Here is a 20,533-nt window from a genome sequence, read left to right on the forward strand (position 1 = left end):
CGACTCGCCGCTGGCGCGACCTCAGTCACCCTCCCGATAAACCGGCAGCCGAAACCCGATCCCGGCGTCCCGGAGTTGCCACCTGACCTCGAGCCCCGCCCAGAGCAGCCCCGTCAGGAGCCCGATGGCGACCGCCGCGAACTCCGAGGGCCCCATCCAGACCGGCGTCGCAAAGAGGAGGGCGTTGTAGATCCGGTGGGGGAGAATCGACCGAATGTGCTCCCCCAGAACGGCGAGCGGATCGACCCCGAGAACTTCCCCGCCGTCGTCGCCTTCGGATTCCGTTCGCGACTCGAGGCCGAGTTCCCGGGCGCTGTGCCCACCCGCACTCTCCGCGCCGGTCTCGAGGCGTTCGGCGTCGTAGGGGAGCGTGGATTCGACCTGCCAGACGATCTCGCCTGCGTCGTCGATTTCCATGACGCGGTTGCCGTGGGTGTCGGTGACGAGCGTGTTCCCGTTCGGTAAGCGGTCGACGTCTCGCGGCCACTGCATCCGGTCGTCTGCCCACTCCCAAGTGCGGGTCCACGCGCCGTCTTCGCGCTGGAACTCCTGTACGCGGCCGTTCTCGGAGTCGGCGACGACGACGGCCGGCCCGCCGCGACTCTCGGGGATGTAGTCGGGATTGTGCTGCTCGTACTGGATATCGTACTCGTCTTCGGCACCGAGCGTCCAGTCCTCGAGCAGCCCCGCCTGCCGGTCGAGGAAGACGACCTGATCCTGATTACGCAGGCTGACCATGATCCGACCCGCCATCTCGCCGCTGTCGATGTACTCGACGTCGTTGATATGCGCCCAGTCGCCGGGATATCCGCCACCGCCCTCGAGGGGGAACTCGCTTTGGGCGTCCCAGAGCCACTCGACGATCTCCGTTTCGGTGTTCACGACGAACACCTGATCCGCGACGATATCGGCGACGACGACGTGGGTCTCGTTGATGCGATCCGCGTCGTGCCACTCGCCGGCGGTCTCCTTGTGATCGTAGCGCTCGTAGAGCACGTCGACATCGCCGGTCGAGAGGTTCACCCGTTCGATGACGTTCAGCGCACAGGGCGGCTCGGAACAGGTCGGTCCCGCGGTGTGGATCGTGTCCGTCGCGGTGTACTCGACGGTTAGCGGCTCGCCCGCGACCGGATCGATGTCGAAGTACTTCGTCCGCGTATTGTTGTAATAGCGGACCTCGCCGTCGGGCGCGTACGCGGTGATCGTTCCCGCTCGGCCCGACTCAGTGACGACCGTGTGGTTCCCCGTCGGCGGCGCGTCCGGAACGGCCTCGGCCGACGCCGTCGAAAGACTGTTGCTGGACGCGACGGCGACCGCCGCCGCCGAGAGGAGGATCACGACGACGAACGCGACTCGGAGCCGATTTCGCGAGAGGTGCGAGCCGGCGCGAGCGAGCGTGGCGCGCGATCGGGTAAACATCTCACTCCCTACTCCCCCGTCGTCCGGGGTAGCATTGTTCGTCGTTTGCAGTTCCTGACAGTCGCAGCCGGCGACCGATCGACGGTGACGGGTCCGTCCGGCGCGGTCAGTCGTCCACTTCGGCCTTCCTCGTGGTGAGGACTGGCACCGGCGACGTCCGGATTACGCGCTCGGTGAAACTCCCGAGGAGGTGACGGTCGAGTCCGGTGTGCCCGTGGGTCCCCATTACCACGAGGTCGATCCCCTCCGCGTCGGTGTAAGACGAAATCTCTCGCGGGACCGAACCGGCTCGAATGGTGGTCGTGATCTCGTCGACGCCCGCTCGTCGAGCGGCCGCTTCGGCCTCGTCGAGTACCCCCTGTACGTTCTCCTCGAGTTGCTCGGGGAGCGGCGTCGATCCCGCATCGATCACCTCCGGCAGCTCGTCGACGACCGACAGCAGGTGTAACGTCGCGCCGTAGCGTTCAGCCAGCGCCGAGCCCAACTCCAGTGCCGCCCCCGCGTGGTCGCTCCCATCGGTCGGGACGAGCACGTCGGTGTAGGGGTACGTCCGTGTCGCGTCCTCGGCCGCGCGAACGGTCACGACGGGAACCGAACACTGGTTGACGACGGCGTCCGTCGTGCTCCCGAGGACGTATTCACTGATGCCGCGTCGTCCGTGGGCCCCCATTACGACGAGATCGAACTCGTTCGTGGTGGCATAGTCGGCGATCACGGTTCGCGGGTCTCCCTGCACGACGTTCGTCGCGACGGACACGCCGCGGTCCGCCGCCAACGCGGCGGCGTCGTCGAGGATGTCCGCCCCCTCTAGCTCGAGGGCATCGACGACATCGGTGCCGAGTCGGGTCAAGCTCGGCTCGTTCGTGTCCGCAACGTAGAGCAACTGGACCGTCGCGTCCCGTTCGGCGGCGATAGCCAGCGCGTGCTCGAGGGCCGCCGTTGCAGGATCGCTTCCGTCCGTCGGGACGAGGATTCGACTAGTCATGGGTGCGAGTTCAACGTCGATCCGCTTACGTTTAGTGGAAAAACGAGCGGCGGTCAGCGGGAGACGGTCGAGCGTCGTCGCTGAATGCTGGATGCGATGGCGAGTTCGGTGTGAGTCACTCGCACGTGAGCGACTCGGCGACCTCGATGCTCTCCTCCTTCGAGAGATCACCGGAGACGCTGTATTTGGTGGAGTCACAGTTCACGTTCAGGACGGACGTGGTGGTCCCCTCGAATTCGAATTCCGCGTAATAGCCGGTGTGGTCGCCGACCTCGACTGCTTCGTATCGGTCGAGTTCGTCGTAGTTGCCGCCGGTCGCGCTGTGATGGCGTTTCGTGACGTGGAACACGTCGTCGCCGTCAGTCACGTACTGGAGCGAGAGCATCGAGAAGTCGGTGTTCTCAATGACGCTCCCTTCCGCGAAGTGGTATCCTTCGGGGACGGCAGGCGAGGGCACCGACTGCGTCGTGTCCGCCCGGAGTTCGGAGAGCGAATCGTAGGTCGTTCGATCGAGCGGCGAGTTGTCCGGCGTGTCCGCGTCCGCTGGGATGTCGATGGTGAACCGGTCGTCGGCGATCGGTTCATTTAGGCTGACGTTCCGAATATCCATGACCATCTCGTATTCGTAGTTCTCGCCGCTGGCGTCGCGTGTCAGTTTGGTGGGGAAGTAGGTGTCCGTATCGATCCAGAGGGTCGTGTCGGCGGAGTCAGCCATCGTGTTGGATTCCGTCGGGGTCATGTCCAGGCGATAGGTCGCTTCACCATCGATCGTCTCTTGCCCTTCGTAGGCGAATTCGTTTTCAGTGATGAGTTGGTCGATCGATGTCTGCGGACCCGTCTCGCCGGTGTGATCGAACCGACTGACCTGGTTGTTCTCGACGTCGTAGGTTACCGTCTCGCTTTCGTTGCTGACGGTGATCGTTTCCATCCGCTCGGAGTTAGTTTCCGTCCGAACGCGGTCGTTCTCGGCATCGATCCACAGCCGATTTTCGACGGACGACGTCCGGTCGCTATCGAACGTCATGTTCATCTCGTAGGTCATCACGACCGTGTCCAACGAGGCCATGCGATCCGTGAACGTCTCGACGACCTCACCGTCGGTGGGCGGTGAATCGGCGGCGTCTGTCGCCGTCGACTGCGTTGCTTGCGTGGGCTGTTCGACGGTTGTCGGCTGGCTGGAAACCGCGCCCGCCCCGGTGGCAACGCTCGAGAGGACGAGCAGCGATCCGAGGGTGACTGCGATCAGTGCAGTACGGAGTGAGTCGGGAACCATTGCGTCTCACTCTCGCGTCGCTCATCCAATAAAGAGGGGCAGCGACATTCCGGATCTGAACGCACTACCCAAAATATAAGTATACCCAAACACCCGAATAAAATTAGATAGGGCTGTCTCGGCAAGAGCACTCGTGATTCGGACCCGTGGGAGTACGGTGGGTCCGACTCAGCGGGACAGCGCATGGACTCCGCTACCGGGTGGTAGGCGATCGGTTTCGTCGCGGTCCCGAGCGGGAGCCGTCGCACATGCGAGCGCCCCGACGAGACTCGGAGGAACGTTACGTGGATTCGACGCGGATCTCGCCGTCCGCAGTGACAGTGACCAGACAGTTGCTGTACTCGAACGTGACCGATCCGTCGGATCGAAGTCCATCCGCACGGGGTTCGAACAGTCGCTCGAGCGCGTCGGCGTTGATCGAGTAATGGAGCGGCTCGAGTTCGGTAACGGCTTTGTCGCGGAACGTTGCGACGGCGTCCGCTACGGCAACGCTTAGCGGTTCGTCGTCGAGTCGATCATACTGCACCGAATAGTGATCCTCCATCGCCGTCGATGGTGATCGTGAACTCATCTCAGTCATTGGTAATACGTATCCCCAGTACGGCCGTGGGAAGCTACTCATCCGTTCACGAGTTGTCGCAAAGAGCCTGATCGTTAACTGTGTAATGACTGCTGATTGAGGTGGTTAATCAGTTAACCCCTACGTAGTCGACCCCTCGAACAGCGCCGCGAACAGTTTCCGTTCGGCGGACCGAACGTGTTTGTGGAAGGCGGGCGACGAGATGCCGAGTGACGAAGCGATCTCTTCGCCGTTGGCCCGTCGGGGCCACTCGAAGAACCCGCCGTGGTAGGCCGTCTGGACGACCTCGTGCTGTCGATCGGTGAGTTGCTCGAGCAGGGTACTGCGCGCAGGGCCACCGAGCGTCGACCGGTCCGCGGTCGACTCTTCGCGCCGGGCGACCAGCGACACCGCTGGACCGCTTCGGGAGATTCCCGAGAGGACATCGCGGACCTCGGCCGTCTCCGGAACATCGATGATCGCACGCCCGCCGGAGGGGTCCGCACCGAGTTCCCGCAACCGAGCGCCGTGGGCATCGACGATCGAGCCGAGGAAGGGCTCGGTCAGTCGTACCTGGAGGAGCATCTCGTCCTCGTGCTCGGCGATCGTCGACACTGCGGCAACCCCGTTGATCGCGGACCGATCGACGGTCACCGCGGGATCGTCGCCCGGGTCCTCGACGGCGACGAAAACGATCTGTGAACCGTCCGCCCGCCTCGTTGCACCCTCGTACGTGAGTGCATCGTCGAGTACGTCCGCGAGCCGACACAGGGTCGCATCGGCAGCGATCTCGAGTTCGACTTCGGTGTGGTCGTCGCCTACGAGCGCGTTCTTTCGCTTGACGGCGTCGATCGCGTAGGCGATGGTTTCGCCGAGTTCGGCCAGCATCGATCGCAGCGTCTCGTCGAACGCGTTCCGTTCCTCGCCGTAGATCGACAGGACGCCGTAGAGGAATCCGTCGTAGACGAGCGGCACTGCGTACGCGGACTGGAAGTTTCGCGAGAGCGCCTTGCCCCGCCACTCGCCGTCATGGATCGACTCGGCGACGTTGTCGACGTAGACCGGATTCCGCGTCCGAGCTGCCCGGCCCGTCGGTTCGGCGGCCGACTCGGCGACCGTCGTCACCGCGACGGCGTCGAGATACCCCCGGTCGGACCCGGCGCGGGATCGCGACCGGAGTTCGTTCCCGCTCGGGTCCGGCTCGCCGATCCAGGCCAGCGAGCACGACTCGAGGTCCGCAAGGCGCTCGGGAACGCCGCGTTCGATCTCGGCCCGCGAGTCGGCCAGCAGGAGATGTTGTTCGATCTCCTGGCGCACCTCGTTGGCGGCGTTGAGTCGCTCGAGGTGCCGGTTTTGCTGCTTGAGTTCGTGCTCGCGGTCGTGGAGCCGGCGCGTCCGACCGATACGATCGAGCGCGGCTTCCGCCGTCGCCGCGAACAACTGAACGAGTTCGACGGTGTCCTCGTCGTACTCGCTGGCGGCAGTCGACAGGGCGACCAGTACCCCGTGTTCGCCAAGCGGAACGTAGAGCCCGCTCCGTGCGGCTGTGGTCTCGTCGTAGACGTTGTTTTTCCCGCTGATATCGTCGTAGACGGCCGATTCGCCGGTGACGAACGCCTCCCAGGCGATGCTTTCGTCGGGCCGAAGCCGCGATGGCGGATCGAGCGCGGGCTCGAGGGTCGGCGAACGCGCCTCGGCGGCGAGCTCGTTGTGCTGGTCGTCGTACCGGTAGACGACGCTGTCGAGGTCCAGTACGTCGGTTGCGACGTCGACGATGTACTCGCAGGCAGCCTCCTTCGAATCGACGCTCAGCAGGTGGCTGGTCGCCTCGTGTAACGCGTTGAGCGTCTCCTGGTACTGCACCCGTTCGGTGACGTCGTTCGCGACGCCGAGAACCCGATCGACAGCCCCGTCGTCGTCCGTGATCGGCCGATACCACGCCTCGAAGACCCGGTCCCCGAGCGGCCGCTGCGAGTGGACCGTCTCCCCCTCGAGGGCCGCCTGGATGTCAGCACAGGCATCCGGATACGCCGCAAGCAGGTCGGTGAACGACTGCCCAACGATGTCAGTCGAATCGAACCCGAGGTTCGTGAGCCCGCGTCCCTCCGAGAGCGTGAAGGTTCCCTCGTCGTCGAGGACGAACAACACGACCGGGACGTTCTCGACGAGGGTCTGCAGGCGTTCCGTCCGTTCGGTCAAGTCCTGCTCGCGTTCGACGCGCTCGGTTACGTCCTGCCAGTAGACGGAGAGTCCCGCCGGTGACGGATAGAGACGGGCTTCGATCCAGCTGTCACAGCGCTCGAGATAGCCCTCGAACGTGCGGCGTTCCTGGTGTTCCATCGCCTCGAGCGCCTCACGCTGGAATACTGACCCTTCCAACTCCGGGAACACGTCGAATATCCGTCGGCCGAGCAGATCGGCCCTGGTGAAATCGAGGTGCTCGAGCGCGCGGTCGTTGATGTAGGAGAACCGCCAGTCCCCGTCGAGGGCGTAGAACGCGTCGGTGACTCGTTTGAACGACTCGTCGAGCTCCTGTTCGATGCGGTGGTGTTCGGTGATATCCCGAATCGAGGCGACGATCCCGTCGACGATGCCGTCATCGAGTCGATTCGTCAACACGGCTTTGTGGACGTACCAGTACCCGTCGGAGTGTTGGCACGTGTATTCGATGGTCCGCGTCGTTCCGCAGTCGGCCGCGCGGATGGCGTCGAACTCCTCGGCCACCGACTGGCTGTCGTCGGGATGGACGTGCTCGAGGATGTCGTTGCCGCAGAGTTCCTCCGTCTCGAACCCGCCGACGCGCTCGACCGACGGACTGATGTACGTAATCTCGCCGTCGGTGTCGACGACGAGCAGGAGATCCGACGACTGTTCGATCAGCGTCTGGTACCACTCCGCCTGCCGCGTCGTCGATCGCTGTATCGCGGTGAACTCGACCGCCCGCCGGAGCCGTCGAGCCAGGATCGCCGGCTCCTGAATCGTCGTCTTGGCGATCACCTCGGGATCGCCGCGGAGGTCGTCGATCGACTCGGCGCGGGCCGGATCGGCGGCATAGACGACGGGAGACGCCTCGCCGACGGTACCGAGAACGTCCCGGTCGTCAGTCAGGACGCAATCGACCTCGTCGAGCCGATCGTCGGGGAGGTCGTTCGGGGTCGGGACCGAGTCCATCACGGCTACCGATTCGTCGGCGAGCCCCGCCGTCGCCCCCTGGATCCACTCGGAGGAGCCGACGGGGAGGACTCGGACCGGGGTCGTCTCACCGTCCTCGAGACCGCAGGTCATAGTGTTGCGTAAACGGGAACGAATAAAAAGCCCGCGTCGGTTCAGGTGCGGCTCACTCGAGGGAAAGCGGCCCATGTTCGACTCGGTAACCGTCCTCGATCCCGTCGACTGAGCGCACCTCGCGCAGACGAATGCCGCGTTCCATCTTCGTGACGACCGGGGTGTCGTAGTAGTCGGCCTCGTACTCGAATCCCGCCCCCTCGTCGCGTCGGCGGTCGACGAACGCCCGGTGGCGCTCGAGGCGCGCGCGACCGACCGACCGCGACAGCGCCGGCACCTCGTCGACGCCGTCGTCGAACACCCCGAGGAAGGCATCCTCGAGTTCGGAGCCGACGGAGTTCCGCCCGGCACACATCGCCGCCAGCGTGGTCGTCCCGGTGCCCCAGAACGGGTCGAGGACGGTGTCGCCGTAGGCCGAGTACATACAGATCAGCCGATAGGGGATCTCGAGCGGATAGGCCGCGGACCGCTCGCGGAGGTCGTCGTCGGCCGGCCCGTCGATCGCCTGTAGCTCGCCGGTTACGTCGGTCCAGACGTCGGTAAACCAGCGGTTGCGTTCCTCCCAGAAATAGGCGGCCTCGTAGCGCCGGTCGGCCCGCGGTTCGAACTCGCGGCTCCGGGACCCCTTCCTGAAGACCAGAATGTACTCGTGTTCCAGCGTGACGTAGGCGTTCGGCGGGATCATCCCGCTGCCCATGAACTTGGCCGCGCTGTTTGCCGGCTTGCGCCAGAGCACGTCCGGCAGCGGCTCGAACCCTCGCTCCTCGAAGGCCTCGAGTACGCGCGCGTGGTTCGGATAGACGCGGAAACTGCCGTCGACCGACCGGGTCGCGTCGCCGACGTTGATGCAGGCGATCCCGCCGTCGACCAGGACGCGCTCGAGTTCGTCCCAGACGCGCTCGAGTTGGGCGTGCATCGCCTCGAAGGCGTCGTAGCCGTCCCCGGCAGCCAGCGCGTCGCCGATCGCGGGATCGAGGTCGGTAAACAGGTCGTCCCACATTTCGATCATCGGATACGGCGGGGAGGTCACGACGAGTTCGACGGACTCGTCGTCGACTCCCGAGAGCTCCCGGGAGTCGCCGACGAACACGCGATGGGTCGTCTCCATTGGCTCACACTGTCGGCGTGGCTCCCTTATCTCCTTCGTCAAGGCGGCGACTCGAGCCGTCGGCTGGAGACACGGCCGTCCCGAGACGACGGCACGGACGACAACGGGACACCGGTCGGAACACGCGGCGAGTCCGCGCTAAAACAGGGCTGCCACGGTACGTCCACCGGCGACGGTCGCTACTCCTCCGTTTCCTCGTCTGTCTCCTCGCCCTCGGCCGCTTCGGGTTCCGGTTCGGGTTCGTCCTCGTCGTCGCTCTCTCCGGTCGTCGCCGGTTCGAACTCCTCGATCGGCTCCCACTCCTCTTCCTCGCTGGACGAGAGGCGACGCCGAAGCACCACGGCCCCGACGATGGCACCGACCGCCAGGAGGAATTTCGGGAGTCGCGAACGGGATCCGTCTTCGGTCTCTTCGGATTCACTGGTCATGTTGGGTGTCGTTTCGGTCGATTCGTCGGCTGTTTGTATTACGTCTTCGATGAGTTTCGGTTCCTCTAGATCCTCGATCGTCGACTCCTCGAGTGCGGGCGACTGGCGTCCCACCAGAAAGCCGACGGCCGCACCGAGGCCGAACAGCGCCCCCGCAAGCGGCAGGCGGCCCCCGGATCGGGACCCGTCTGACTCCTCGACGGCCTCGAGAATCGACTCGCGCATCGGCGATTCCATCCCCCGAGTAACCGCTTCCTTGACGAGGAGCTCCGACAACGTTTCGTCTTGTCGTTCCATCTCGGGCATAATCCGCCACGACCACACCGCCGTACATAGTTCTATTCCCCGTTTCCGTCAGCCACCCGGCTTCGCCGCGGCGTATTCGAAGGTTACTCACTGCGACGCGGCGGCTAACTCCGTGCTACCGCCGCGCCGCCGTGGCTTCGATGACCAGTCGGATCGGCGGTTCACAGCGGCTGTCCGTTCGCTCGAGCAGCCGCCGCGATAATACATCGAGTGCGTCCCGCGATCTCTGATCGTCTCGACGCGGCGCGTCACCGCTCTGCCGGGAGAACGACTTCCATAACGAAAGGGATCGGGCCGAAACCGGTCGCGATATGAGCGTCATCCGCCAGCCGGAGGTGCTCGGCCGAACGACGCGACGGCGCGTTGTCGGCGTCGCCGCCGCGCTCTCGGCTGCGGCTGTCGAGACGGCCGGCGTCGGGCTCTGGTTTGGCCTCGTGGTCGGCTCGCGGACGATAGCGGCCGCGCTGGCGGGGCTGGGCGTGCTCTTCTGTGGAGCGCTGCTCAGAACCGGCGTCTTCGGTGCGACGGTCACCGACCTCGAGACCCTCGTGGAACCCGCCCGGCTCGGTGCGGCGCTCGTGCTGACGGCCGGCTGGATCGTCTGGCTGTTCGTCGCCGAACTGATCGGGGGGAGCGTCGGTGTCGCCGTCGGAACGGCCGTTCTCGCGGGCATCCTCACCGGACAGTTCGCCCTCGAGCGCCGCGTGTTTCGACCGCGGGCGGCCGACGGGGCGACGGTCGTCCCGGGACTGGTGCTGGCCGCCGGCGCATCGGTCCTGCTCGCGACGGCCTGGTTTCTCGACAGGGGGCTCTCCGCACCGCCGCTCTCGCTGGGATTTACGACGATCGTCGTCGAACTCACCGCCCTGCACATCGGTCTCCTCGCCTTCGCCCTCTCGGGCGCTCTCGCCCATCAGCGCCGATTACAGCGCGCGCTCGATCCCTGACGGCCCGCTCACTTCCCCTGTGCGCCCACGTTCTGATCGCTCTCGAAAGAGTCCGGGTCCGGCTCGATCCTCGCGTACTGGACCGCGCGCCGACCCAGCGTTCGGACCCGTTTCTCGAGGGCCGGATCGACGAACTCGCCGTCCTCGAGCGCCGCGCTCGCGTTCGGCACCGCCGCCTCGTGGGGGATCACCCACGCGTTCAGCGCTCGACAGACCGAGCGCATGTGCTCTAAGGCCGTGACGGGGAAGGCCCCGCCCGAGACCGCGAGCAGTCCGACGGTCGTATCCGCGAACTCGTCGAAGCCACAGTAGTCGAGCGCCGTCTTGAGCGGCGAGGCGTAGGAGCCGTGGTACATCGGGGAGCCGAGGATAATGGTATCCGCCGCACGAACGCGCTCGGCCAGGAGCTCGGCATCCCCAGCGTCTTCGCGGTCACGGTCTGCGTCGAAGATCGGTAACTCGTACGTCCGGAGATCGAGCAGTTCGGTGGTCGTGCCCGCCCCTGCGGCGGCGTCGAGGACGGCCTCGAGTGCGGTCCGGGTGTGGCTCTCCGCGCGGAGGCTGCCACAGAGTGCAGCCACGTGGACATCGCTGTCGCTCATGCTCGCCCCGACGACCGGCAGCGGGAAAAGACGCCCGAAAAAACCGGTCGCTGTGCGATCACGACCCGCCGCGGTGGCTTCATCTCGGTCGCCCGATCCAACGCCCATTTCTCTCAGGAATGCGAACGGGTCCTCGTGCAGTCGATCCTCTCCGTCCTGCTCGAGGAGGCGCTCCCGCGCGTGCTGACGATCACCCTTCTGATCGGCGCGGGCGTGGGTCTGGCCAACCTCGCGGTCGAGTACGGACTCGTCACGGTCATCGCCCGGGTGGGCCGCTATCTCACGGAGCCAGCGAACCTGCCACCGGAGGTCGGGACCGCCGTCCTGACGAACACCGTCTCGGTGACAGCGGGATACGGCATGCTCGCGGAGTTCCGCGAGGACGGCCTCCTCGACGATCGCGCCACGCTGATCGCCGTGGTCATCAACACGTTCTTCGGCTTCCTCCAGCACATCTTCACCTACTACGGCCCGGTCCTCGTGCCGATCCTGGGGCTCCAGGTCGGGCTCATGTACGTCGGCGCTCGCGCCGGCATCTCGCTTGCGATCTCGCTCGTCGGCCTGCTCGCCGGCTCCGTCCTCCTGCGTGGCTCCGAGTACGACCGCGGCGTCGTCGAGCCCGAAACGCCCGACGCGGACGTGCGCACCCATCGGGAGAAGATCCGAACCGCCGGGGCAAGCACGCTCGAGCGCCTGCGTTCGATCGTTCCGCGACTGACGATCGTCTACGCGCTGGTCTTCGTCGCGCTCGCGCGCTCGGAGCGGATTCTCGACGGGATCGGGGCGGTCGGGGTCGACGATCCGGGTGCGCTCCTCGAGCCGGTCGCCGGCCTGCTCGGGCTGCCGGGTGCGGCGGTGCCGGTGATCCTCGTCTCGCTGGTGGACCCGACGACCGGCGCGATCACCGTCGCGCCCCTGATCGGCGACGTGTTGACGCCGGACGAAGCGGTGATCACGCTGCTGGTCGGCAGCCTCGTCTCGCTGACGATCGGGACGGTCAAACGCTCGATCCCGTTCCAGTTCGGTATCTGGGGGGCGGAGTTCGGGACGAAAGTGATCGTCGTCAACGTCTGTCTGAAAGCCGCCTTCATTCTCGTTGCGATCGGCGTTTTCCTCGCGTAGGCGTGTTTCGGCGACCGAACCGCACGCTCACATCGAGAGTCGGCGCGAGCGCTACGCGGCGAGAAGCGGCGAAACGAAAAAGCGGGCGACCTTATGCGGCGGTCGTGTTCGTGCTCGAGGTCTTGATGCTGCCGTAGACGCCGGCGAGCGAGAGGACCGCGATGAGCGCTCCCGCGACGCCGTTGATGCCGAGCACCAGTTGCCGTTCGACGCCGAACGCGACCGTCGGCGCGACCGCGATCCAGATGCCAAGCACCGCGAGGATCCCCGCGAGCACGATACTCGGCGACCGCTGCTCACCGGTTCGATACGCGTGTACCGACGCGAGGAACGCGGTCAACCCACCGATGAGAACGTTGTGTATCCCCATCGTTCCCGTGACCGTGAAAACCGCCGTCGATACCATAACGAACGCGCCAAGGGCCGCCGACAGCCCGGCCGTTCGCTCGACTAACACCGACGAACTATCCGCTGGTCGTGTCCGACTCATACGTCGGAGTAGTGAGCGCCACCTATTTGAGAGCGTCGATCGTATCCGATAGCTGGTACCTTCACTGGCCGCGAGAGATGCGGGATCGGTCCGGAGCCGGCACCGAACCGGCTGCTCGCTGTCGTTTACTCGCCACGTGGCACCTTTCGAGCGGCTGTCGTTCCGAGACGGCGCCGATACCCTCCGAACGGGAGCTCATTACTGGCCATCCTTCGTGACCGCCGCCGTGGTCGTATCGGTGCCTGCGGAACGCAGGTCAGCTCAACTCGATGGAGCGGAGACGCCGAGAAACTCGAACGGCTCAGTCTCGACGAGTTCGCTGGCGACATCGCCAGCGAAGACGTTCGTCTGATTCGCACCGAGCGACAGCGATCGAGTCCCGGCAGCGGCGGCGAAGTCGATTCCCTCGAGGTCCAGCCAGAAGACGTTCGGCGAGAGCGCCGACTCGAAGTAGTAACGCCGGTCTCGATGATCGGCGACCGTCCGCCAGCGCGTCGAGGAGATGTGTGGTTCGTCCGGCGTGCTGATCCCGTACGGCACGGAGACGTTGCGGATCGCACCGAAGACGCTCGCCGTTGCGGTCCGGCGGTTTCGTGTCTGCGGGATCGCGTCCACGTAGAAACTCGCGCGGGCGAATCGGTCGGCCGGTCGGTTCGTTCCCGGTAACATGACGGTGCCACCGATTTCCGACCAGTACTCGTCGAGTGCGAGTTGCTGGTCGAACGGCGGGGAGTTCGTCATCACCTGATACGTCCGGTCGTGATGGATCGTTAACTCGCCGTCGACGTACTCGAGGACGGCGCTGTCACCCGTAGCGTCCGATATGGACAGGTGTAGGGTGGCGAACCGGCCCTCGTCGGGGATGTCGTCGGACACGACGACGAAGTCCTCCGTTCGGTGATTCTCAACCGCCTCGGCTACCGTCGCGAAGTTGTCGAGGACGTACTGCGCCCACAGCGAGATCGAGAGTCCGGGCGTGTCGCCGTCCCACTCCGGATACTCGGATTCGGTGAGCCACAGGACGTTCGCAACCAGTCCCGCCTCGTTCATCCCGTCGGTCGTCGCGAGATCGTACGCGGAGGCGATGACACTGCCGTACTCGGCGGTCCACTCCATCGAGGCCGGACCGACGTTGCCCGTTCGCTCCAGTCCGCGTGGGAAGACCCAGATGTTGGTCCCGATCTCGCTGTGCCAGTCCATCGACCGGCCGGTGAGGACGATGTCTTCGGGTCCGAGATACACCAATCGCGTACACATCTACGGCCACCCTCCGATCGCTCGACCGCTGTGTGTTCTACGCCCGAACATGATCCTGCCGTACCTCGAGCAGGGTGATAAGTTCCGTCCGGTCCGAACTGATACGTCACGGCTGGGTAGTAGTCGCTTTTAGCTCTCGTGAACGCTCGCGGACTCGTCACCCTCCGTTCCAAGCGGAGACAGCCGAAGCCGATCCGAGAGACAGCGCTCGGCTCTCGACACCGAGAGGCGCACGCTACGGGTCCGCGCTCGGCCGCCGGTGAAACTTAAGCCAACTCGAGTGGTAGCCCACACCATGGCATACCGGCTCCAGTGCGACAGTTGTGACCTTGCGACCGAGTACACCGATTGGGCCGCCGCGAACAGCGACGCCAGCGATCACGAGGCCGAGTACGCCGACCACTGGGTAAGTATCGTCGATCTACAGGAGGCCTGACTGGCGTTCGGCGGTCCGAGAGAGGTGGCGGCACGGCTGTCCGTCGAGACCGAACTCCGTTTCTCTCTCGACCCCGATCACCCCTCTCACTCGAGGGTGGGGTCGTCCTCGAGAGCGGCCGACAGGATCGCCGTGTGGACCGTTCGACTGTCGGTTTCCTGAATCGTGGCCGCGGCCTGAAAGCGCTCGCGGGCCCGCGTCACCGTCCGTGGCTCGGCGGCGAGATGCGCGAGGGTGAACGCGTCGGCATCGACCGCTCGAGCAGCCGCGAAGTCCGCCGCGTCGTACAGGGCCGCGAACTCCGCGACCACGTCCGAGACGAGCCGAGCGGTCGCGTCAGCACTCGGATCGCCCACTGGAACGCCGGTATCGGACGGATCGAAGTAGCCCTCGTAGTCGACGACGCCGGCCGATTCGTACAGGAACGCCTCGAGCGCGTCGAAAACCGGTTCCGAGACGTAGACGCCGAACAGCTTGTATCGATCGTCGTGAGTCATCACGTAGCACCCCGTATCGCTTGCCGTACGCGATGCTCTCGAGGGTCATAAACCCGTCAGGTCTCAGACGATATCGATCCGCGGACGGGAGAGTCGATCGGCCGCGTCCCCGAAGCGGACCGCTGGGATCGCACCGTCCGTGCGCCTCGGGTGCCGGCCCCACTCGTTCGTGTCCCAACGCGGTGGTACGCGTGGTGTGTTCCCGACCCACGCTAGCCCTCGGCCATTCCGCGGAATCGTCCATGACGTACTGCTGAGAGATAAAACGTTTTAGCGCTGAGTCGCGTCCCGTCTAGCGTGGCTTCTCGAGTGCCGAATCCGCTCCGGTGGCTCCTGCTGTCGATCGGGTCCCTGCTCGCGCGGGCGGGGATCGTCGACGCCCAGCGCATCGAGCGGACCACCGATCTCGCCTGGCCGCGGATCGTTACCGGCATCGCCCGGATGTCGAAATCAGCGGCGGACGTGGCGATGGTCGGGATCGCCCTGGGTCCGGCGGCGATCGCCGGCGTCGGCTTCGCGACCCCGTTCTGGTCGATCGCGTTCGCCGTCGGCGGCGGGGTCGCCGGGGCGACGATCAGCCTCGTCTCGCAGCGCTACAGCGCGCGAGCGACCGAGCAGTTGTCGCTTGCGGTGACGACCAGCGCACTCGTCGTCACCGTCATCACCGTTCCGCTCGCCGTCCTCTACTGGACCGTTCCCGAGCGACTGATCGGACTCGTCGGGAACGACGCAGCATCGATCGCCTACGGCGCTGCCTATCTCCGGGTCCTCGCCCTCGGCGTCCCCTTCGCCGCGGTCAACCTGATCGCCAGTCGGACGCTCGTCGGTGCCGACGACGCGTGGACTCCCATGATCGTCCGCGCTGGCGGCGCGATCGCCAACGTCGCTATCAACGCCGTCTTGCTGTTCGTCCTCGAGTGGGGCGTCGTCGGCGCGGCGATCGGGACGGTGCTGGCGAACGTCCTCGTGCTGGCGGCGTTCGTCACCGGGTTCACCGTCGGCCGGCTCCCCGTGATCGGGGCGTTCCCCGTGACGATCGACCGTTCGCGGCCGTATACGTCCCTCGCGGATATCCGGAACGTGATCGACATCGGGACCCCGCTCGTGTTTACGAACGTCGCCAGGCGGGCCGCACAGTTCCCGATGCTCGCTATCGTCGCACTGTTCGGCCCGAACGTGGTGGCCGCCTACGTCGTCGCACGCCGCGTCCGGGATCTGATGGATACGCCGGGCTGGGGCTTCTCCCTGGCCTCGAGCAGTCTCGTCGGTCAGGAACTCGGCACCGGTGACGAGAGCGACGCCGACACGTACGGCCGAGAGGTGCTCTGGTTCGGCACCGCCGTCTATCTCTGCAGCGCGGCCGCCGTCCTCGTCGTCGCCGAACAGGTCGGCCGGCTGTTCGTCGACGATCCGTCGATCCTGCCGCTGGTGACGACCTTCATCGTCGTGGCCTGCGTGAGCGTCGTCTTCCGCGGCGTCAGCGGCGGCGCGACCGGGCCACTCCGCGCGAGCGGGGATACCCGCTGGCCGTTCTACGGCCAGGTACTCGGGCTCTACGTCTTCGCGCTTCCCGTCGCCGCTCTCGGGGCCGTCTCGATTCCCCTCGGTCCCGTCGGAGCCGTCACGCCGCTCGGGATCGGCGCGCTCTACGCGGCGCTGCTCCTCGAGACGCTCGTTCCGGCGGTCGTCACGTACCACCGGTTCGCCGCCGGCCACTGGAAGGTCATCAGTCGCGGCTATCGGCCCGAGTCCACGCCCGGTGACTGAGGCGCCATCGGGACCCGAGCGCAGTTAGGGCAGGTCGCCGCTGCCGCGTCGGACGGGTTGGTCTCGAGGAACGGAATCTCGCGGGTCTCGACGAGGCTCTTGAACGACACAGCGCCGTTTCGCCGATCGTTTCGGGAACGATCCCCAGTCGCTGGAGCAATACGGTCCCGATGGGTCACCCAGCGGCGGTCCGGTTCGGGCTCGGTGTCGCTGACCCCTGTTTCCCCGGTCAAATCGGGTCCGCGAGCGTCCGACCGATCCAATGGTAGCAGTCTCCTCGGTACACCTTACCTCGGCGTCGGGCCCCATGATCAGCGTCGAGTGCTCGAGCGAGAGAGAGAGAGCGATGCCGTCCGTTTCCCGGAAACGAGGCGATAGTACGACCGAACAATCACCTTTCTATCTATCACTAGAGACAGACATATCTTTGCCGACACCGAGACGGGTCCCGTTCGCCGTGTCAGCTCCCGTTCGGCTGTACCAGCCATCTACTCGCTCTGTATGCGATATTCGTCTCGGTTCGACGATCTCGGCCCACCGGCCTCATCAAATGATCGGATCTCTTATAATAGTCGAAGAGCTGGCTTATTCGAGCCCATACGCGGCAAATCTGGCAGTCTGATCGAGGACAGGGGTCACTGTGAACTGTCGTCCGTTCGGGAACCCGATCTCCGCATCACATATTTTGGCTCTTATGATTCCACGTATCTATCGATGTTGTATACTGTTGTCGCCAGTCGGCCGGTGAACGCGTCCGATCGATCGAGACCGGTGACTGGACCGCAGGAATCCTATCGATGGGATCGAAGCACCACTGTCGACGGGAGCACAGCGAGACTGCGTTGGGAGACCACTGACTGTGAGCGTTAAATCTCTTCGACGTACGTATACGACTCCGACAGCGCCTCGGCGTCCTCGCGAAGCAAGGCGACGACCAGACAGTCGACGTACTCCTCGAAGTATTCGACGAGATCGGCGATCCGGTTCGAGTCGATCGCCTCGAGCGAGTCCAACAGCATGAACGGCACGATTTCGTGGACGTCGTGGACCAGATAGCCGGCGAGCGCAAAGACCAGTCCCGTGACCTCGCGTTCGCTCTCCGAGAGGTGGTCGACGGTGTCCTCATAGGTCCGGCCGTCCTCGGTCGTGCGGACGATGTGGAGTTCGAACGCAGTTCGCGTGACCTTCCGCCGCCCTTCCCGGACCGTCTGCTCGCGTCGTTCGATCCAGATGCGATCGATGTTTCGATACTCCAGAATCGAGAGGATCGATTCCATATGATCGTTGAACGCGTCGACCGCGTTCGCTTCGATCCGGTCGACGCGCGTTCTGAGGTCGGTGAGCTCCGCTTCAACGGTCTCGCGGCGGTCCTCGAGATCGCTTCGTTCCTCGATTTGCCCTTCGATCTCCTCGATCCGTTCCTGTACGTCGTCGCGGTCGGCCTCGAGGTCCTCGAGTTCGAGTTCGAGTCGGTTCAGTTCGCGATGCGTGTCGATGACGTCGCCGTACTCGGTGTTTTCGAACGTTTCGGCGTCTGACTCGAGATCGGCGATTCGTGCCTGCTGTTCCTCGAGATCGACTTCGAGCTCCGCGATACGCTGGGAGCGCCGCTCGAGATCACCCTCGATCGCCTCGAGCCGGGTTTCGATCTCCCCGCGCTTCCGGCGTCGGTCCCGGAGTTCCTTCTGTCGGTCTGAGAGGTCGTCGATCCGCTCTTGGAGGTCGCTCCGCTCGGAGAGCTTTCGCTGGCGCAGCGAGCGCAACCGCTCGAGCGTCGATTCGATCCGGTCGCGGTCGACCTGAGAGCCACACGTCCAACAGACGACGTCGTCCGAATCCACGAGCAGTTGGTCGGTGAGATCGTTGCCATCCCCCGTGGCCGCCTCATCGGACTCGTCGAGGTCGATGTCGAACCCGTCGTCAGCGAGTCGCTCCTCGTTGAACCGGATCACACTCTGGAGTTCGCTGACGGTCGTGTCGAGCGACCGTTTCCGGTTGCGAAGCTCCTGAACCCGCCCCTCGAGCCGGTCCGATGACTCCTCCTTGTCGTCGAACGCCTCGAGTTCAGCCTCGAGTTCATCCCGTTCCCGTTCGAGTTCGGCGTAACTCTCCCGCTCTGTCTCGAGGTCGTACTCGATCGACTCGAGTTCGGTTCGCGCGTCCTGCAGGTCGGCGAACGCGGATTCGATCTCGTCCTTTCGCTCCCGACTCGCCTCGATATCGAGGTCGAACGCGTCGAGGTCGGCCTCGAGGTCGTCGATCCGCTCGCTCGTCGTCTCGATCTCGTCCTCGAGCGTGGCGCGGTCGGCTTCGAGGGCGGGGAGTTCGCTATCGAGTTGGGCGAGTTGCTCGAGGCGCTCGTCGAGGTCGCGCTTTTCGGCCTCGAGCGTGTTGATCTCCGCTTCGATCTCGTCGGTATCGATCGGTTGCATGATGAGGTCGCGGAGATCGGCGCCCCGCCTGACGGCACGACGCGCCTCGTTGGACTCGAGCAGGAAGGCGAACAGATCGGCGAGTTCCGGATCGTCGAGGTACGGCTCGCCGTCGAAGACGACATCGCCGTCGCGCCGCTCGAGAAACCGTGTGTACTGTTCGTCGTCGAAGGCCAGTTCGACGCGACCGGCGTCCGCGTCGCCTTTCAGTGACGATCGACGACTGCCCAGCGCCGCCATGATCGTCTGGAGGAACGACGTTCGGTTCGTCGCGTTCCGGCCAGTCAGGACGTTCACGCCGGGTTGAAGCCGTACTTCGGTACTGTCGATGCCGCCGATGTTCTCGGCCGCGACGGTGATCGACGAGGTGACTGACTCTGGAGATGACACGACTGCCTTTTCTCGCCGCTGAACTAAATGCTATTTGGTTACGGCCGTTATTCCGCGACGGACTCACACGGCATCGGACCCGTCACAGTCACAGCCGCCCTGATCGAGCAAGTCCGCGATCGGGTAGTCGGCACCGCAGTTTCCACAGATCGTCCGCACGTCGACGAACACCTCGTATTCCCGGTCCGTGATCTCGCCGGCATTCCCGAGTTCCTCGAGCGTCGATTCCGTGATGACCTGCGTCCGGCCGGCGAGACGCTGGACGGTCTCTTTCTTCCGTTCGATGCGATCCTCGGTGTCTTCCTCCGGAAGGGAGGCGTCCCGAACGTTCGTGAGATACGTATAGATCGTCTGGTGAGTCACGAAATCGGACTGAACGTCGTCCATATCGACCCCCGATCGCTCGAGTTCGCGTCGTTTTCGAACCGCGTCGGACCGCGACACGTCGTCGTTCGTCAGCGTTCGATAGAGCGAGCCGATATCCGTATCGAGGACGGACGAGCCCGCATCGCGCACGGCCGCCCGGAGCACGGCCTGATTGAACTCGGTCGCGAGGTCGCGCAGACTCGTCCGCTCGGTTCCGTCACCGACCCACTCGGCCTCCAATCGCTCCCCCCACTCCTCGAGATCGTACCGATCCATCACTCGCTCGACTTTCGTTCGACGTCCGCCACTCGAGTCGTCTGTCATACCCAATGTCACTGATGCCCGTCGTACAAATGTTGTGATTACCGTCAGGGGACCTTGAAGTTCATTTGGGGTGCTTGAACGCCAGCAAACCGAACCGATACTGTAACGATCGGTATGGATGGAGGAGCGCTGGCTGTCATTGAGCTCATATATTTCCGTCTGTTATATCCGTCCTATGGGCGACCGAAGGGGCGTTCAGTGCTCCGTCCGCGGTATCGATGCCGTTCGAACTATCGGATTGGAGTTACCGCCACGGGTGCGTTTTGATCCGATGAGTTACAGACCCGATTCGGATGGCAAGGAGGGCGATTGCGGCCGACCGGTGACGGGGCCAGTTACTGATCTATGGCTGTAAACGTAACGGGCGGAGTGTCGAGTTTCCGTTCAGACGCTCCGCTACGTCGTCTCGGCGGACCGGTGATCGCGGTCAGTATCTTCGACCCGTGACGCGGCTCGTGAGCATCGAGTTGGAGGAGACGATGACTGCCGTCGTCCGTTTGATATGATCACTCACGTGCACTTAGTCACACGGCCGTCTCG

Annotated in this window: 17 protein-coding genes; 4 read left to right on the plus strand and 13 right to left on the minus strand. The window is 64.8% G+C overall.

All coding sequences use genetic code 11. The annotated features are described in order from the left end of the window. Positions 1-21 precede the first annotated feature (21 nt). The 7 genes from C486_RS01825 to C486_RS01855 all read right to left on the minus strand — a co-directional run bounded on the left by C486_RS01825 (position 22) and on the right by C486_RS01855 (position 9,363). On the minus strand, positions 22-1,419 hold the full coding sequence (locus tag C486_RS01825) for an aryl-sulfate sulfotransferase (RefSeq protein ID WP_008452378.1): 1,398 nt from the start codon (positions 1,417-1,419) through the stop codon (positions 22-24). A gap of 106 nt (positions 1,420-1,525) precedes the next feature. Further along, positions 1,526-2,404, minus strand: a complete 879-nt coding sequence (locus tag C486_RS01830; protein ID WP_008452380.1) for a universal stress protein — start codon at positions 2,402-2,404, stop codon at positions 1,526-1,528. Between the two features lie 115 nt (positions 2,405-2,519). Then, on the minus strand, positions 2,520-3,677 hold the full coding sequence (locus C486_RS01835) for a DUF4367 domain-containing protein (protein WP_008452382.1): 1,158 nt from the start codon (positions 3,675-3,677) through the stop codon (positions 2,520-2,522). Positions 3,678-3,957: 280 nt separating this feature from the next. After that, positions 3,958-4,257: a HalOD1 output domain-containing protein gene (locus C486_RS01840; protein ID WP_049910025.1), complete on the minus strand. Its 300-nt coding sequence runs from the start codon at positions 4,255-4,257 to the stop codon at positions 3,958-3,960. A gap of 120 nt (positions 4,258-4,377) precedes the next feature. Continuing rightward, entirely contained in the window at positions 4,378-7,521 is a 3,144-nt protein-coding gene (locus tag C486_RS01845; RefSeq protein WP_008452386.1) for a PAS domain S-box protein, read from the minus strand. Positions 7,522-7,573: 52 nt separating this feature from the next. Next, positions 7,574-8,629 (minus strand): DNA-methyltransferase, encoded by a 1,056-nt coding sequence (locus C486_RS01850; RefSeq protein WP_008452388.1) that lies wholly within the window; start codon positions 8,627-8,629, stop codon positions 7,574-7,576. A gap of 179 nt (positions 8,630-8,808) precedes the next feature. Then, complete coding sequence (locus C486_RS01855) at positions 8,809-9,363, minus strand: hypothetical protein (protein WP_008452389.1); 555 nt, start codon at positions 9,361-9,363, stop codon at positions 8,809-8,811. A 311-nt stretch (positions 9,364-9,674) separates the two neighbouring features. Here C486_RS01855 and C486_RS01860 point away from each other — a divergent pair, with 311 nt between their 5' ends. Continuing rightward, on the plus strand, positions 9,675-10,310 hold the full coding sequence (locus C486_RS01860) for a hypothetical protein (protein WP_008452393.1): 636 nt from the start codon (positions 9,675-9,677) through the stop codon (positions 10,308-10,310). An 8-nt stretch (positions 10,311-10,318) separates the two neighbouring features. Here C486_RS01860 and C486_RS01865 read toward each other — a convergent pair whose 3' ends face one another. Beyond that, positions 10,319-10,912 (minus strand): NADPH-dependent FMN reductase, encoded by a 594-nt coding sequence (locus tag C486_RS01865; protein WP_014863318.1) that lies wholly within the window; start codon positions 10,910-10,912, stop codon positions 10,319-10,321. A 135-nt stretch (positions 10,913-11,047) separates the two neighbouring features. Here C486_RS01865 and C486_RS01870 point away from each other — a divergent pair, with 135 nt between their 5' ends. After that, on the plus strand, positions 11,048-12,034 hold the full coding sequence (locus tag C486_RS01870) for a nucleoside recognition domain protein (RefSeq protein ID WP_008452397.1): 987 nt from the start codon (positions 11,048-11,050) through the stop codon (positions 12,032-12,034). A gap of 91 nt (positions 12,035-12,125) precedes the next feature. On the opposite strand, the gene C486_RS01875 is transcribed toward C486_RS01870, so the two are convergent. Both C486_RS01875 and C486_RS01880 read right to left on the minus strand, forming a co-directional pair. After that, positions 12,126-12,524 carry a hypothetical protein gene (locus C486_RS01875; RefSeq protein ID WP_049910028.1) on the minus strand — a complete coding sequence of 133 codons (399 nt, stop codon included), beginning with the start codon at positions 12,522-12,524 and terminating at the stop codon, positions 12,126-12,128. A gap of 261 nt (positions 12,525-12,785) precedes the next feature. Continuing rightward, positions 12,786-13,781 carry a linear amide C-N hydrolase gene (locus C486_RS01880; RefSeq protein ID WP_008452401.1) on the minus strand — a complete coding sequence of 332 codons (996 nt, stop codon included), beginning with the start codon at positions 13,779-13,781 and terminating at the stop codon, positions 12,786-12,788. Positions 13,782-14,076: 295 nt separating this feature from the next. Between C486_RS01880 and C486_RS21485 the strand changes: the two genes are divergently transcribed. After that, positions 14,077-14,217, plus strand: coding sequence for a hypothetical protein (locus tag C486_RS21485; RefSeq protein WP_008452403.1), 141 nt, complete (start codon positions 14,077-14,079; stop codon positions 14,215-14,217). 86 nt (positions 14,218-14,303) lie between these two features. Here C486_RS21485 and C486_RS01885 read toward each other — a convergent pair whose 3' ends face one another. Then, complete coding sequence (locus C486_RS01885; RefSeq protein WP_008452404.1) at positions 14,304-14,714, minus strand: hypothetical protein; 411 nt, start codon at positions 14,712-14,714, stop codon at positions 14,304-14,306. Between the two features lie 309 nt (positions 14,715-15,023). Between C486_RS01885 and C486_RS01890 the strand changes: the two genes are divergently transcribed. Beyond that, entirely contained in the window at positions 15,024-16,481 is a 1,458-nt protein-coding gene (locus C486_RS01890; RefSeq protein WP_008452406.1) for an MATE family efflux transporter, read from the plus strand. Between the two features lie 866 nt (positions 16,482-17,347). Here the strand turns inward: C486_RS01890 and C486_RS01895 are convergent. Together C486_RS01895 and rdfA are read right to left on the minus strand one after the other, a co-directional pair. Beyond that, a complete protein-coding gene (locus tag C486_RS01895; protein WP_008452408.1) occupies positions 17,348-19,303 on the minus strand; it encodes an archaea-specific SMC-related protein in 1,956 nt (651 codons plus the stop codon). A 63-nt stretch (positions 19,304-19,366) separates the two neighbouring features. Further along, the gene (gene rdfA, locus C486_RS01900; RefSeq protein WP_008452409.1) at positions 19,367-19,993 is read right to left on the minus strand and encodes a rod-determining factor RdfA; all 627 of its coding nucleotides are present in this window, start codon (positions 19,991-19,993) and stop codon (positions 19,367-19,369) included. Positions 19,994-20,533: the final 540 nt, after the last annotated feature.

This window comes from Natrinema gari JCM 14663, assembly GCF_000337175.1.
GTDB classification, from domain to species: domain Archaea; phylum Halobacteriota; class Halobacteria; order Halobacteriales; family Natrialbaceae; genus Natrinema; species Natrinema gari.